We start from the raw sequence: 15498 nt of genomic DNA, 5'->3' as shown, positions 1-15498 counted from the left end.
CTCTCCACGTCATAACATCGTTAAACGTGACGACTTCGAGTAATCACTTGTGACTCACCTTTGTATTTGTCCACGGTCAAAAAGATAGCGCCTCAATACTAGATAAAGATAGAAATCAGATTTATAGACATTGAAAAAACGTCAAAGCTTACATCTACATCAAGCCTATATTTACTGGACGACTTATTTACCGTTATTTAAATGTTGGCTTTATTGTTTTAGCCATATGGCTAAGGTTTCTTGATATGTATCATCTTTAATTAAAAATCGAGCAGGTTAATTGATATTAATATCTTTTATTAATGTGTTTTTTGTCGTTATCATCTTATTTACCAGATTTATGGTTTAATATTTAAAATTAAATATGCAGAATGAATAGGGAATTATAAAGGAGTAAAATTTTGAAAAATGTTATTGCAGTTTCAGCGTTGGTCACTTTATTTTCTACTAACGTTTTCGCTAAGGTTGAGACATACCCTGCAGCAAGCGTATGTCATGAAGATGTTGTGAAAAAGAATTCAGCATTTGAAAAGCATTTAGCCAAAGAGGGTAACTTTGAACAAGCAATGAAAACTTTGACGCTCGAAAAAGTTGGAGTTGCGGATGGTCGGTTTATGTTTGCTCCATCTTTTGGCAGAACAGAGCGTCAATTTGTGTGTAATATCCCTTTAAATGATGATATGGGGAATGTTAAAGTCAATATGCATGCCTACCTAACGGGTATGAAGGCTGGTCGTCCTGGCGGTTGTGAGTTTTCAACACTACGCCGAATTTCAGACGGTACGGGTTGGAAAATATTTGACTATGCAATGCCTGGCGGCTTTGCATGGACGGGCCTTAAAAGTAATGGTGGCTTCGTAGACTTCTCCCGATTTATTGACAATGAATATCGTCGTTCGACTTCGTTAAAAGTAACTTGTAGAACAACCTGGGATCAAGGTGAAATACAACTTAATCATATCGAGTTAGAGTATTAACGCCTAAACAACTTTCGATAAAATACAGTCGAGTTATTTTTGACTCGACTTTTTCATTTCTCTATTTCCATTGTGGATTTTTTCTATACCTTACCTTTCAATAATCTTGAACAGCATATGAACTATTTATTCTCACCTTAAGGATAAAAATTCATTATTCTGGTTTATATAATCGTTGAGTAACACATTTTATATTGCCGATTTGTAGTGAAAGCTTATGTGATTTCGCCAAATAACCATCAGCGAATTTGTCTTGTCGAGAAGCATGCTTGTATAAGCAGCGCTAGCAAATGCCATTGAATATCTTGACAGCATCAACTGAGTGTACAATAAACCTGAACATCGCAGCATGTTTGACGTTATCCCTTCTCTGTTTGGAAAAGAGAGTTACTGGCGCGCAGCCCTTGGCGTTTGTTGGTGACTTCTGCGTATCGCAGCCTCAACTTGCCGTCTATAAAGGTTGGTAAAGCTATGATGACAACGAGCGGTAAAGTGTTCTGACCACGACGCTCTGTTTGCTGATTTGATCATCTATGCTCACCAAGTATGTTTGGGGTACAACAAGATCGCGTAGCGACCCTAACTCAACAAGCAGCCATCACTCAATATGGTTTGCCTTTCTAAGATCCTTTTAACGTATCAATTATAACATTATTAATAATATATTATTATTTAAGTGCATGATTTTAATGGTTTTAGTTTATAAATTAAGATCAATTAATCGCCCCTTGCGCTCCGTCTAAATATTCTCACCTAGCTTGCTCAGCTTTTTGAACAAGTGCATATGTCAGGCTACAGGTGAGAATTAAATTATGAGCATTATTAACCCTAAAATAGTAATTAAAAACAAAGGCATACTGGTACTCCGTTCTATTTTATTGGTATGTGGCTTAAGCGTGATGCTTTCTGGTTGCAGTGATGGCAGTGATGATAGTGCACAGCTAGATGCCGGGAATACTACTGAAGAAGCCAAAGATACGTCAGCGAGTACGACCGATAACAATAATCAGGGTGATACAAACCAAGAAACAGAAGAGGGTACTGCCGCAGTAGAAGAGAGCAATTCATCCAATGAAAATAATGGTGGGGAAGCTGGTTCTGGTAGTGGTGAAGATGACGCCAGCAACAGTGAAGATAGTTCTGGTGATGGTGATAACGCCAACGGTGGTGAAGGTGGCTCCGGTGATGGCGATAACGCCAATGGCGGCGAAGGTGACTCTGGTAACGGGGATCCTATAGATGATACGCCGGCGGATACCTCTAAACTCTACATAGAGTTTATTCGACCAGACCCTGCCGCGAATTCAGCTCCGCATATACAAAGAAAAAATCAGGAACTATCGGGTCGTCAGTTTCAATTAGCGGTTTATACCATAGATGACGAACTCAATTTGCAAGAGGTGACCACTGAAGTCACTTGGACAGCGGTCGATGAAAATTGTGGTGGAGAGACATGTTACACACTAAGCCCTGAAGGCAGATTGGTTGCTGGAGCGGTCGGTCAATTCAGTGTGCAAGCAGAGTACAACGGTCTGTTATCTCACGAAGTGGCGCTTGAAACACCGAGAAAACTGGAAACTTGCGGCGTGGAAGGCAATGCCGACAAAGCTCACCGCACAGAAGAGTGTTTGCATATTATCGTTGGAAACTCTGGCGATGCTAAAGGTAAATGGTTTACTGAGCCCCCTAGACCGCAGGTAATGAGTTACATGTGGTATTCGTTTGACAATAAAATGTATAACTCGGGATACACACATTCAGGCCTTACTGCTGACGGTGGCAGTGGTACTAACCAGTTTGTTCAAATGAGAAACGATGGTTACGACCAGAGCGTTAAGGATGCTGGAAAGCCAGTAGATGAAGGTCAATTCGGTCAGCATGAACGCTACTGCGCAGATTTATCGGCTATTAAGTTTAATGGTAGAGGTAACTGGCGAAAAGCGACATTAAATGAACTAACTGAACTATCCAATATGTCGATAGGAACTACCTATGACTGGCCAATTAGTGGTTATTATTCTTCAGGGTTGCCACATCAGAGAGGTGATGCAAGAGGTGGCCTTCATTACTTCAGTATGATTATGTCGTCAACAGATAGTGTAAGCTTGTTACCAAAAATAAAGACATACCCTACCTGCGTGTCTGAACCTTAAAAAGTTGGGGGGACGACGTCACCCCCAAAACACATTGAAGTGAAGTTTAGCTAGGAACGTTAAGTGTGTTGGATAGTGAAGTGAAAACCTAGCAATATTCGAGACGCCGGAGTGAGCAAAGAATCCACTTCACTCACCTAGCCTAAGCGCAACTTGGCTGGTGGGTTAGTAAATTAACCATTAATTATTGATTCCATTTGATGTTAAATGAAAATTAATAAATACAAACATGCTATTAAGTCAGCCGTTTTATCTTCAACTGGATTATGGTTGGCTCAATTCCGAATGTGTCACCCAAGCCAATCAGGGTTAGCTTCCCTGCTTCAATGATTGCCGGAACGATTTATTTAATAAGTCGTTACACAACTTGGTACTTTAACCCTTTACATCTTGTTCTAAGCAATGAACACTGCCTCTCGAAATTGTATAACAGCCGATTTTATAGAGTCAGTAGGAAATTATGAGTAACACGACGGCAAAAAAGTCGAACCCCCTATTCGAGATCCTTTTCAATGTATTTATCCCTTCATTCATCTTAATGAAGTTCAGTGGTGATGAGCATTTAGGCACAGCCACGGCCTTAGTGGTCGCTTTGCTATTTCCCATTGTTTACGGTTGTATGGATCTGATCCGCAACAAAAAATTTAATTTTATCTCTGCACTCGGATTTGTCAGTGTGCTACTAACGGGTGGGATTGGGTTACTAGAGTTAGATACGCGCTGGCTAGCGTTGAAAGAAGCATTGATTCCTGGCCTGATTGGTTTAGCGGTATTGGGCTCTACGTTCACACGCTATCCGTTTATGCAGAAGATGATTTTGAACGACACGGTATTGAATCTGGCGTTGATCACTGAGCGTTTAGAACAAAGTGGCAAGAAGGAAGCGTTTGAACGTTGTTTGATGTCATCTAATTATCTTTTTGCCAGCACGTTCGCGTTCTCTTCGGTAATGAACTACTTTTTAGCCACTTGGATTGTGACAAGCCCAGCGGGAACACCAGAATTCAATGAAGAGTTAGGTAAGCTAACGCTATACAGCTATCCGATCATCGCAATTCCAAGTATGTTGATGATGTTTGGTATTTTCTATTACCTCTGGCGTCAAATCAGAGCCATGACCTCGCTTGAAACTGAGCAGATATTCCACACAAAATAACCGCCAAGGGCATAGCCTGACTCGAGAAAAAGTCAGGCTTTTTCTATCATACCAACGCTTATTAATCGCCCGATAAGTGCCAAATCTTTTAAAAATCACTTCCATATCAGAAATTTACACTTTTCTTTACGCCATTCTTTTATCAGTTTGTTTGTCTACAGACTCTGTTGTGATAGCGCTTTTACTTGATTGAGTCTTCCTCTGAAAGTTATTTTATTCCATTAACTAACTGAATGTTTTCTCACTGTAAAGGCGTGATATTTGCCGCATATTGATATTATTCCTACCTTTTTGTCAGATCTATCAGGCCAGAGATGCTAACTTATTTTCAGATGATTATTTATTCGGCAGTGTAAATGTCTTTCCCTACTACAACATGAAATAAGACAACAAGATAATTAACTGAAAGGTAGAATTATGTTTAAGATGAGTAAGATAGCGACCTCGTTGGCGTGTATGGTGTTAAGCGGCCACTTATTTGCGGCAGAGCCTTATGACTCGAGCAAATCTTATGCTGGCGGGTCACAAGTCACGGTTGATGGAAAAACCTATGAAGCCAAATGGTGGGCGGGTGCGGGCCAGAGTCCAACGGGTGAGTATCCCAATGAATGGGACTCACCTTGGAAGCTGATTAGCGATACCACTCCTGAGCCAACCCCAGACCCTAATCCAACGCCTGATCCAGACCCCACTCCAGATCCTGCTCCAACGCCTGACCCAGCGCCCACACCGGGGCCGGTTGACGACTTGTGTCTTGAGTTCAATGAGTATCCAAACTGGACCCAAGGTGACCACGCCAAGGGTGGCGATATCATGGTAAAAGACAATATTGCTTATAAAGCGAATTGGTGGACGTCGTCCGTTCCGGGTAGTGACGGTAGCTGGGCTCATCATCTAAACTGCGATAGTACTCCTCCGGGTACTGCCCCATTGCTTTCCTTACCAAACCCTATGGATCCGGTAAGACTGGAAGTCAACGGTTGGCCAAGCCATTTTGTGGTCACCAGCCCTGCCACATTTAATGCGCCCTCTACGTTAGTCGTTGACACCATCAGCAGCACCAACCTGTCTGATGCCACGCAGTTAACGAATGCGTTCGTGTCTCTAATTCAAACGGTCGAAACTGCTGGTTCTTCATCGGTCATTATTAACAGTGATGTTCTGGATGTTGCGACGGCAGATAAAGGCCAATCTCTAGGTGTTGTCGCTGTTAAGCAGGCGCTAACCGCTGCTGTGGATGCGACGGGCAGCCAGATCGATATCAATGATATCAATGCACTGACTGACGATGTAAGCGGTTGGGCTCAAGCCTATAACCTGGTTATTTCGACACTTGCTCCTCAAGCGACGTTTGGCTGGACACTGAGTATCGGTGACTTTGCTTACGACACTCACTCGGGCCGGAGAGCCGTTTGGAATGCTGCTTCGGGCGCTACGTCGGATCTGCTGTCTGCATTTGAGCTGTACAAAGCCGATTCATTAACCAAAGCAGACTTCGTCGCCTTTACTAAGTCGAGCGCTTCGCCTGCATTGAGCGACAATCAGTGGCACTACGCACTAGAATATGTGAAACAGGTGACGGATTACCTTAAAACTCCGGCTATGTTGACGTCTCTTCCTACTGCACAAACTGCGTCTTACTTCTTAGGCAATACATCTGGAGAACGCCATATTCGTAAAGCGGCACACAGCAATATTTTTGCCATCAATTTTGATACTGACACTGCCGACCTAAGCGCTAAGATTACCCGTTATCAGCAGGCGACTGTGCCGCTCTACTATGTCGGTGAAAGTGTGACCAGTGGGCCGTTAACGCGTATCGAATCACTCAACAACGAGTTGGCAAACGCAGAAACGGCAATGAATAACCAAGCCTTCCTGTTTGAAACCCCTCAATCGCAATGGATCCCATCCACAGTGTATAAATGGGCAGATTTCCTTGCCGGTCTCAACTCAATGCATAATGTAGGTGTTGCGGGTAATACCTTCTGGCTGTTGGACGATACAGCGGATGATGCGACCAACACTCTTTATGCGAAAGTGGCTATCGCTGCCTTCTTATCGCAAAGTATGCAAGAGACTATTCGTTACAATGCTTGTGATGAAAATAACTGGTCTGAAGTTCGCTATGGTGCGCCAGTAGACTATCCAATGACAGCAAGTTGTGGTCAGCTAGGTCAGAAGTACGCTGATTATGGTATGGATCCAGTCACAGGCCAAGACCACCCATACTCATGCCCTCGTGATCCGAAGATGGAAGTGAGCGCGTTAACCAATGCGAAATGGTATGGTGCGCCAGCGCCTATCTTTGCTGCTCCAGATTCAGTATTGAAAGAGCAAGGGTTGCTCGTCAATGGCAATGTTGGTCGCTGGACAAACAATGGGCACTGTAATGAAGTACCGAGTGTTGTCGATACGTCTAAGCAAGTTTGGGAACGTGATGAATGTAAAGTCTATGCTGAACAAAAAGCGGGTAAGTTTATCTGGGATGGTTCAGATACCAACGGTACAGTACAAGGCTGTGGTTGGTGGGGACGTGGTGTTATTCAAACCACAGGTCGCCAGAACTTTGGTACCTTAAACCACTTTATGGGCCGCTCACATGTTGACCCAGAGACTATTGGCACCACAGTTAATGGTGTGACGGTTGAAGCGCCACCGGCAAATCCTCTGTATGCCGATCTTGATTTCTGTTCTAACCCAGGACTGATTTGTAGCTCTGAAGAAAACCGTGAGATCAAATGGATCGCAGGTTTGTTTTACTGGGTTACATCAGTACAAGCGTACAATGACGTCGGTGGGCCATACGCAGACTGGAATTACCATACTGAACTGAAAAAATACGTGGATGGTGGTTTGCAAGGTACACAGTTTATTGATGCGGTATCTGGCATTGTGAACCGAGGTTGTCCAGACCATACCTGTCCAGTCAGCGGTGAAGTACACGCAATCAAAGAGCGTCAAGATAACTTCAAACTTGTTCTCAAAACACTGGGTCTGAATCCTCAATAGCAAAGGGGAGGAGTCGTCTTACTCCACCGAGATCCTAACCGAAAGGCTCCCGAACCATGGGAGCTTTTTTATTAGCCTTGGCTTGGGCGTTCGATAATGATGCCATATTCGAAATGGCTCAATGAATGGCAAGCTGGGGACGCTTCTATCAACTAAAAAGCCAGTCGCAAAAGTGACTGGCTTTGATTGAATTTACTCGGCTAACAGCGCAAATCTGGAAACACAGAGTTAAATCTTAAATGACCCAACATGTCGATCGAGAACTTGTGATAGCTCGGCAAGTTTCTGGCTTGAATGCTCTAACTGTTCGCTAGCATTAAGACCATGTTTCACAGAGTGACTCACCGTATCCATGTTTAGGTTGATTTCATTGGCGACTGTGGATTGCTGCTCAGTTGCGGTTGCGACCTGAGTATTGATATCCAGAATCGTGACGATCTGTGTGGCAATGTCTTCCAGCGCTTGTCTTGCCACTTGAGTTTCAGATGTGCCTTCCTGAATCAGTGTTTTACTATTGTTCATTGACGCCACGGCATTTTGCGCCTCGGTTTGCAACTGGTTAATCATGGCGTCAATTTCATCCGTAGACTGTGCCGTTTTAGTCGCTAGGTTGCGTACCTCATCAGCGACGACCGCAAAGCCACGCCCCGCTTCGCCTGCGCGTGCAGCTTCAATGGCGGCGTTCAGTGCCAGTAAGTTAGTTTGCTCTGATATACCTCGAATGACGTCGAGAATGGTACCGATTGACTGGGTATTGTCCGCGAGGTTTGTGATGATGTTCGACGTGCTATTCATCTCGGTTTCAAGATCATTAATTGCCGTGGTCGTTTTTTCGATCGTCTTCTGTCCACCTTGAGCTTCACTGGTTGCTGTGCTGGCGGCGTTCGCTGCGCCAGCCGCACTTGACGCAATTTCATTGACTGTAGCAATCATCTCATTCATTGAGGTGACGACCAGCATCGCTTGCTCATTTTGTTCATGGCCTCTTGTTAGGGCTTGTTGAGATTGCTGACGAAGGGCAATGGCGGCGTTGTTGAGCTCTGCACCTGTTTTTACCACTTGTGAAATGATTTCGTGGACTTTGCTCACAAAGACGTTGAACGCCGAAGAGATCTGAGCGACTTCGTCATTTCCCTTAGTGGGTAGTCGAACCGTGAGATCACCGTTGCCTTGGGAGATATTGTGTAATGCGTTCTTAAGTACCGAGAGAGGTTTCATTAGCTTACCTAACAAGAAGAACAGCACGACGACACAAAGCACGAAGATCGCCACCATAGAAGAGAGCTGATAAGTAACAATGCCATTGGTTGCTTGGCTGACTTCAGTGATGGGAATACCGATGTCGAAGGTGCCATAGAGTTGGCCGTTTACATAGATCGGCGCCATGATGTCATAGACCCACACTTGCTGAACATCTGCATACCACTTTGAATATTGCTGAACACCTCTTGTCGCGCCAGCGACGGTATAGCTGTCCTCATAGGTTTTGTTGAGCTTTTGTTTATCACTGTGAGCAACCGCTGTCACATTACTATCAATGACAATTGCGTAGCTGACATCAGATCGTTGTTTTAGCTTGCTGACTAAAGATTGCAGGTCTTTTAACGGATGTTGTGAGTTTTCGAGGATGTACCCAGCATTGCTTGCCAAGAATTCCGCTTGCACTTGTGATTTATGGAGGATGATCTCATCAATTTTCTGACTGGAGATAAGGTAAGTTGAGATCATACTGGCGGCCACCGCAATGCCAAACATGACACATACTGCGAGGAGGATTACTTTCTTCATTCTGAACGTCTCTATGCAAATCTTATTATTGGTTTTTGCTGATGCTTGATACAAGGAAAGCTCAATGATAAGCAACAACTCTTATATCGAGTATGTTTGCATAAATTTCAATAACTTTAGTTGTTAGATCTAAAACTCTAATTGAGGATCACACTTTTGGCGAAAAAGTGCCACAAGCGGTCGGTAAAGGTGGGTATTGGTAACGAACGCTCAAACAGTGGAGCGGAGATAGATAGCCAGTATTTGATTGGAAAACTTGGGGCGTAATGGAGCGAAAGTCCAAGCTGCCTCACCTTTGCAGGCAGCTTGAGATAGTGAATTGGCTAAACGGACAGTTCTTTTCGCACCAGTTCAGCACCGGCACTGAGTGCATTCAGCTTGTGGCGTGCGACGTCTCGCGGGAGTGGTGCCATACCGCAGTTCGTACATGGGTAAAGTTTATCGGCATCGACGTATTTGAGTGCCTCTCGCAGTGTTTGCGCTACTTGTTCAGGCGTTTCAATACTCTCAGTTGCCACGTCAATGGCGCCAACCATCACCTTTTTGCCTCGAATCAGTGCTAGCAACTCGATGGGCACGCGTGAGTTATGGCATTCCAGTGAAATAATATCAATATTAGACTGTTGTAGTTTCGGGAAGATTTCTTCGTATTGTCTCCATTCATTGCCGAGCGTCTTTTTCCAGTCGGTATTGGCTTTTATTCCATAGCCGTAGCAGATATGTACGGCTGTTTCGCATTTCAGCCCTTCAATTGCGCGCTCCAAGCATGCGATACCCCAATTATTGACGTCTTCAAAGAACACATTGAACGCGGGTTCATCAAACTGGATGATGTCTACACCTGCAGCTTCCAGTTCTTTGGCCTCTTGATTGAGTATTTTGGCAAATTCCCAAGCCAGTTCCTCACGACTTTTATAATGATCATCGTACAGCGTATCAATCATGGTCATCGGGCCGGGCAGTGCCCATTTGATGGGCTGATCGGTTTGCTGGCGCAAGAACTTGGCGTCTTCGACAAAAACGGGTTTTTGACGGCTAACGGGACCAACAATTGTCGGAACACTTGCGTCGTAGCGATTACGAATCCTCACGGTTTTACGATGTTCAAAATCAACACCGTTTAAGTGCTCAATGAAAGTGGTCACAAAGTGTTGGCGGGTTTGTTCGCCATCACTGACAATATCGACACCCGCATGTTGTTGTTCTTGCAACGACAAACGCAGTGCATCCTGTTTGCCATGGGTAAGTTCATCACCTTGCAGTTTCCAAGGAGACCAGAGTGTTTCTGGTTCTGCTAACCAAGAAGGCTTAGGTAAACTGCCAGCGGTTGAAGTTGGTAATAGTGTTTTCATAGTCAGCCTTTCATCCCTCTGTCAGTTGTTAAGCGTATTGCGCAGACCATTGTTCAAGCACGGTCTGGTATGGCTTAATGAAATGTTCTTGAGCAAATTTTCCTTGTTCAACCGCCAACCTGCTGCGCTCTTCGCGGTCATAAACAATCTGCGTTAAAGAGTGATCACGGTTGTTTAAGCTTGGCTGATAAGACTTACCTGCCGCCGCGTTTGCGTTGTAAATTTCAGGACGATAGATTTTCTGGAATGTTTCCATTGTGCTGATGGTACTGATCAACTCCAGATTGGTGTAATCGTTCAGTAGATCGCCAAAGAAATAAAAGGCGAACGGAGCGACACTGTTTGGTGGCATAAAGTAACGAACTTTTAGCCCCATTTTTTGGAAATATTGCTCTGTCAGAGACGACTCATTCGGTTGATATTCGTAGCCTAATATAGGGTGCTGATTGTCAGTTCTATGGTAGGTTTTATTGTCTGACACACTCAAGCAGATAACAGGAAGCTTTGTGAAGTTTTGTTTGTATGTCTCTGAATTGACGAAATGTTTGAACAGTTTGCCATGCAGCTCGCCAAAGTTATCAGGGACGCTGAATTGCGACTTACCTTTATTATGATCAAGCAAGAGCACACTAAAGTCATAATCGCGAACGTAGGAAGAAAAGTTATTGCCTACAATGCCTTCGATACGTTCATTGGTTTTATGATCGACAATATAGGTTTTGAGTACTTCAATAGAAGGGAAGCGCTCGCCATCGGCTGCAATATCCATGTCGACAGAAACGATTTCCAGTTCAACAGAGTAACGATCGCCATTAGGGTTATCCCAGTGAGCAAGGGCATTAAAGTTATTGTCAATCATCTTAAGCGCATTGCGTAGGTTCTCTTGGCGACTTTCTCCCCTCGCCAAGTTGGCGAAGTTTGTTGTAATGCGCGTGTTGTCTGAAGGACGATAGTTTTCATCAAGGCTAAGGCTCTTGATAGTAAATTTGAAGTCTGTAGTCATGGTGATCGGTTATCCTATTTCCTTAGATGAACGCTGAAGTGATGGCTTACTTCTTGTATTTGTTTACGTTTCTAGTCAGTCATTTGTTGTCTCTAAATTCTGTCTAGATATAAGATTAGAGTCCTTTATAACGTTGTTCTGCACTTGAATAACAATGGTATTGCTTCACATTGAACATGAGAGATTTTCATGAGCAAGTTAGCTTAAGTACGGTCGGGACAGCAGAAAGCATCGCTCAACGCGTCTGTGACTCGTTGTCATGCCATAGAGGAGAGCGAGTAAAGAGGTAAAAACAAGTGCACCCGATTAGCGAATTTCCGAATAGGTGATTTACCGCTAGTTTGACGTAAGAGTTGATAAGTTATTTTGTTATGTTATAACGTTTCCATTGTGATTTTGTCTGTCATTCGTGGTCATCGCTCAAACAGGTAGGTTGTCACCATGAATGAAGTATGAAGCTGGCAAATCATGCTTTTTAATATAGGAGGTTATGCAATGAATGCGGCTTTGGCTGAACAAAAAATCTATAGTGCTGAGCTTGATGTTGTGACCGCCCCCAGTTTCAGTTCAGGGAAACAACCGACGGTATTGGCCGATATCTATAAAGACGAAGTGAATATTGCGATTTGGCAGCGTCAATTCGAACCATCGTTCATCGAATCGGTTCGTGAATTTGTTGACACCAACCCCTCATTGAGCAAGTCGCTGACAGTCTCTCCTGAGAGCGCAATGGACGATTTGGTTTATGCTACTGACGGTCAAGCACCGCAAGCTCTGCTAGAAAACATCGTTCAGCTTGTTGATATGTTTTGCTGCTTATTTGAGCTTGAGCAAGTCGGGCTGAGGCTTGCAACACTTGGCGGTGCAATGTGTCCGCGTTTTCATGTTGATCAAGTTCCTTGCCGTTTGGTAACGACTTATCATGGGGTGGCTACAGACTGGTTACCAAACCATGTTTTGGATCGTTCAAAGTTAGGTCATGGCAGTAACGGCCAACCCGACTGTTCATCCGGTTTATATAGAGAAGAATCTGACGTGCAGCAGCTTAGCTGTGGAGATGTAGCATTGCTGAAAGGTGGGCGATGGGAAGGCAACGAAGCAACAGGGCTTGTTCATCGCTCTCCGTCGATTGAGAGTGATCAACCCAGACTATTGATGACATTGGACTTCGGTTAACCTTGATGGCCAGTGACACAAAACAGAACAGGGCGATCATCGCCCTGTTCTCGATTCCGGTGGCCGAATTAAAACACACCATTGCCATTTTGAATATCGCCACCACTGAGCAATGAGTACAGTCGCATTGAGAAATCAAGCGCCTGAATAGAGTCCCAGTGCTCAACGATTCGGCCGTCTTCGAGTCGCCAAGTGTCGATGATATTCATACCTTTCTCGTCATTACCTCTATCTTCCTTATCCAGCGTGGCATGTGAGTGGAAAATGACGTAGTCGCCATCGACATAAATGTGTTTTACGTCGTAGGTATAATCAGGGTATTCCTCAACAAAATCACGCAAGAAACCCACTAGGCCTGTTACTTTGTCGGGTAGATTACGGTTGTGTTGTATGTAGGCGCTATCATTGTAGTGCTCTAGTACATAATCAAAATTATGGTCATTCATTAAATTCTGCACAAAATCGGTAATCAATTCGGCATTAGCTCGCTCCTGCTCAGTCCAGTTTGGTTTCTGCAACTCATGGAGGTTAATCGTCAATTTGTTTGATGATTGCGCATAACTCGTGGTCGTTAAGAGCAAAAGAATGGTGGATATGGTTCGTGTTAGCATGGCTCTCTCCAAGGTACTAGTTGTTATTTAGGTATACATTGATCATCATAGTAATTAATAGTAACCTACATGACAAGAAGGCACTTTCATGTTCGCTAGGCACATTTTGGTAACCTATGCGCGCTTAGAGTTTGATAAGGGGTACACATGGCTGAACAAGCTAAACCGGAAAGACGAGTTTTTTATAACAATGAAGATTGCGCTGTGCGCAATGTGGTTTCGCAAATTGGTGACAAGTGGTCGCTTTTGATCTTGTTTGCGTTGGTGGATGGGGAAGATAGGTTCAACGCTTTAAAATCTAGAATAGAAGGCATATCACAACGGATGCTGACTCAAACATTAAGAGATTTAGAGCGAGAAGGCTATGTCAACAGAACGGTCTATCCAGAAGTACCTGTAAAAGTAGAATACGGCTTAACAGAAATGGGTCGGGAGCTAGTGAAGCCTCTTTATCAACTGGTATGTTGGGCTGATGACCATCGGCAAGATATTGAGCGTGCGCGCAAAGCTTACGATGAGAAAAACGCATAGAAGAGCTGGCACCAAGGCAGGCTGTGGATTCTACGCCTTGATGCCAAATCGATTAAGCTAAAATTTCCACCAACTTTTGGCCTACACTGTGGGCACTGGTTGGGTTTTGGCCTGTGATGACTCTTTGGTCGACAATGACAAATTCCTGCCAAGGTTGAACCTTGCTAAATTGTGCTGCACTTCGCGCAAGCGACTCTTCTAGCAGAAACGGGATGTCGTTAATGGTGCCGAAATCGATTTCTTCTTCACGTGTGAATCCGGTGACCGATTTAGAGGCCAATAGTTTATCGCCATTGCTCAGCGTTATTGGCAATAAGGCCGCAGGGCCATGACATACTGCTGCTACAACGCCACCCTGTTCATAATGTTTAGCGGCGATAATTGCAAAGTCTTTATTGACGGCAAGATCGGATAATAAGCCAAAACCGCCTGGGTAGAAAATCGCATCATAGTCTGAGCCATTGATCTGAGATACTGGAATTGTATTGTTGATTTTGTTCAAGAAATCGTCATTGCTCAAGACTTCGTCATTCACCGCGTCACCCTCGATATCCGTACCGTACAGAGGCGCTTTCCCGCCTTTGATTGAAGCGATATCGTACTCAATTCCAGCCGTAAGGAGTGTCTTGACTACGTGGGTGAGTTCTGGCGCGTAAGTACCATTAGCTTGATCTGTGGTGCCCAGTGTGGCGTGGTTAGTGACGGGTATAAGTACTTTTTTCATGTGTCTATCCTTCCGATTGATTCATATTTTTTGTTCCCCTTAATACTAATTGCACTTTATTTGGGTGATAATATGCTTTGTTTGCAAAACATTATTGCTATATAGCAAAGGTGAGTATGGATAGCTTTGAAGGGATTAACGAATTTGTTGCCGTTGCGGAAAGTCAGGGGTTCTCATCTGCCGCAAAGCAGTTGGGATGCAGTACTAGCCACGTTAGTCGACAAGTTTCAAGGCTTGAAGAACGGGTGGGCGTAGCGCTGCTTGCCCGATCGACCCGCATGGTATCATTGACGGACGCAGGTCAAATTTACTATCGCCAATGCAAAGAGCTGGTCAATGGGTTGCAACATGCCAACGAACAACTCTCATCACAACACATCCAGCTCAGCGGGACGTTGCGTGTTAGCGCTGCTGGAGCCTTTGCCGAGGATTATGTGGCACCTGTCTTGATGACGTTCGCCAAAAAAATATCCCGAGCTCACAATTGAGTTGGATTTCAACACTCGGATGGTCAATTTTATTGAAGATGGCATCGACTTTGCCATTCGCTATGGTCGGCTCAATGATTCAGGGTTAGTCGCAAGAAAGTTAGCAGACAGACCGATGGCGGCCGCTGCAAGTCGTGACTATATTGAACAATTTGGTTTACCGACGCATCCTGAACAGTTAAAAAAACATAGCTGTATTATTGCTAACAGTGATCACTGGTTGTTTGAACAAGATGGTCAACCCTTGAGCGCAGTTCGCGTTCATGGTCGATGGCGCAGCAACAATGCCTCAGCGGTGATAGAAGCTTGTCAGCACGGCCTTGGTATCGCTTACTTACCTAAAAGCAGCTTTAAACATGCGCTTGAAGATGGAACACTGATGCCAGTGCTGGAGCCATTTTGGGGCAAAGGCACAAGCAGTTGGATTGTGTATCAGAATCGACGATTTTTGCCCTTGAAAGCCAGAATGGCGATAGACTACTTGGTCAGTTATTTTGCCGATTGGCAAGAGTAATGCCTTATGTTGG

Annotated in this window: 11 protein-coding genes and 1 pseudogene; 7 read left to right on the top strand and 5 right to left on the bottom strand. The window is 44.3% G+C overall.

Features of this window, described 5'->3' with window-relative positions; all coding sequences use genetic code 11:
* Nucleotides 1-401 precede the first annotated feature (401 nt).
* The 4 genes from KW548_19905 to KW548_19890 all read left to right on the top strand — a co-directional run bounded on the left by KW548_19905 (nucleotide 402) and on the right by KW548_19890 (nucleotide 7298).
* Nucleotides 402-977 carry a hypothetical protein gene (locus KW548_19905; GenBank protein ID QXX09310.1) on the top strand — a complete coding sequence of 192 codons (576 nt, stop codon included), beginning with the start codon at nucleotides 402-404 and terminating at the stop codon, nucleotides 975-977.
* Between the two features lie 812 nt (nucleotides 978-1789).
* A complete protein-coding gene (locus KW548_19900) occupies nucleotides 1790-3130 on the top strand; it encodes a hypothetical protein (GenBank protein QXX09309.1) in 1341 nt (446 codons plus the stop codon).
* 460 nt (nucleotides 3131-3590) lie between these two features.
* Complete coding sequence (locus tag KW548_19895) at nucleotides 3591-4286, top strand: MFS transporter (GenBank protein ID QXX09308.1); 696 nt, start codon at nucleotides 3591-3593, stop codon at nucleotides 4284-4286.
* Between the two features lie 417 nt (nucleotides 4287-4703).
* Nucleotides 4704-7298, top strand: coding sequence for a chitodextrinase (locus tag KW548_19890; protein QXX09307.1), 2595 nt, complete (start codon nucleotides 4704-4706; stop codon nucleotides 7296-7298).
* Nucleotides 7299-7526: 228 nt separating this feature from the next.
* Here the strand turns inward: KW548_19890 and KW548_19885 are convergent, their stop codons facing one another.
* The 3 genes from KW548_19885 to KW548_19875 form a co-directional block, all read right to left on the bottom strand.
* Nucleotides 7527-9053, bottom strand: coding sequence for a HAMP domain-containing protein (locus KW548_19885; protein QXX09477.1), 1527 nt, complete (start codon nucleotides 9051-9053; stop codon nucleotides 7527-7529).
* 356 nt (nucleotides 9054-9409) lie between these two features.
* A complete protein-coding gene (locus KW548_19880) occupies nucleotides 9410-10438 on the bottom strand; it encodes a methionine synthase (GenBank protein ID QXX09306.1) in 1029 nt (342 codons plus the stop codon).
* 28 nt (nucleotides 10439-10466) lie between these two features.
* Nucleotides 10467-11441, bottom strand: coding sequence for a DUF1852 domain-containing protein (locus KW548_19875; GenBank protein QXX09305.1), 975 nt, complete (start codon nucleotides 11439-11441; stop codon nucleotides 10467-10469).
* A gap of 495 nt (nucleotides 11442-11936) precedes the next feature.
* Here KW548_19875 and KW548_19870 point away from each other — a divergent pair, with 495 nt between their 5' ends.
* Nucleotides 11937-12617: a DUF1826 domain-containing protein gene (locus tag KW548_19870; protein QXX09304.1), complete on the top strand. Its 681-nt coding sequence runs from the start codon at nucleotides 11937-11939 to the stop codon at nucleotides 12615-12617.
* Between the two features lie 68 nt (nucleotides 12618-12685).
* Here KW548_19870 and KW548_19865 read toward each other — a convergent pair whose 3' ends face one another.
* Nucleotides 12686-13228 carry a nuclear transport factor 2 family protein gene (locus tag KW548_19865; GenBank protein ID QXX09303.1) on the bottom strand — a complete coding sequence of 181 codons (543 nt, stop codon included), beginning with the start codon at nucleotides 13226-13228 and terminating at the stop codon, nucleotides 12686-12688.
* A 147-nt stretch (nucleotides 13229-13375) separates the two neighbouring features.
* Between KW548_19865 and KW548_19860 the strand changes: the two genes are divergently transcribed.
* Nucleotides 13376-13759: a helix-turn-helix transcriptional regulator gene (locus tag KW548_19860; protein QXX09302.1), complete on the top strand. Its 384-nt coding sequence runs from the start codon at nucleotides 13376-13378 to the stop codon at nucleotides 13757-13759.
* A 52-nt stretch (nucleotides 13760-13811) separates the two neighbouring features.
* Here the strand turns inward: KW548_19860 and KW548_19855 are convergent, their stop codons facing one another.
* On the bottom strand, nucleotides 13812-14483 hold the full coding sequence (locus tag KW548_19855; protein ID QXX09301.1) for a type 1 glutamine amidotransferase domain-containing protein: 672 nt from the start codon (nucleotides 14481-14483) through the stop codon (nucleotides 13812-13814).
* Nucleotides 14484-14599: 116 nt separating this feature from the next.
* Here KW548_19855 and KW548_19850 point away from each other — a divergent pair.
* Nucleotides 14600-15485 (top strand): annotated as a pseudogene (locus KW548_19850) (LysR family transcriptional regulator).
* The last annotated feature ends 13 nt before the right edge of the window (nucleotides 15486-15498 follow it).

This window comes from Vibrio neptunius (assembly GCA_019339365.1).
Taxonomy (GTDB): Bacteria; Pseudomonadota; Gammaproteobacteria; order Enterobacterales; family Vibrionaceae; genus Vibrio; species Vibrio neptunius.
This window is presented reverse-complemented; position numbering and strand designations above follow the sequence as displayed.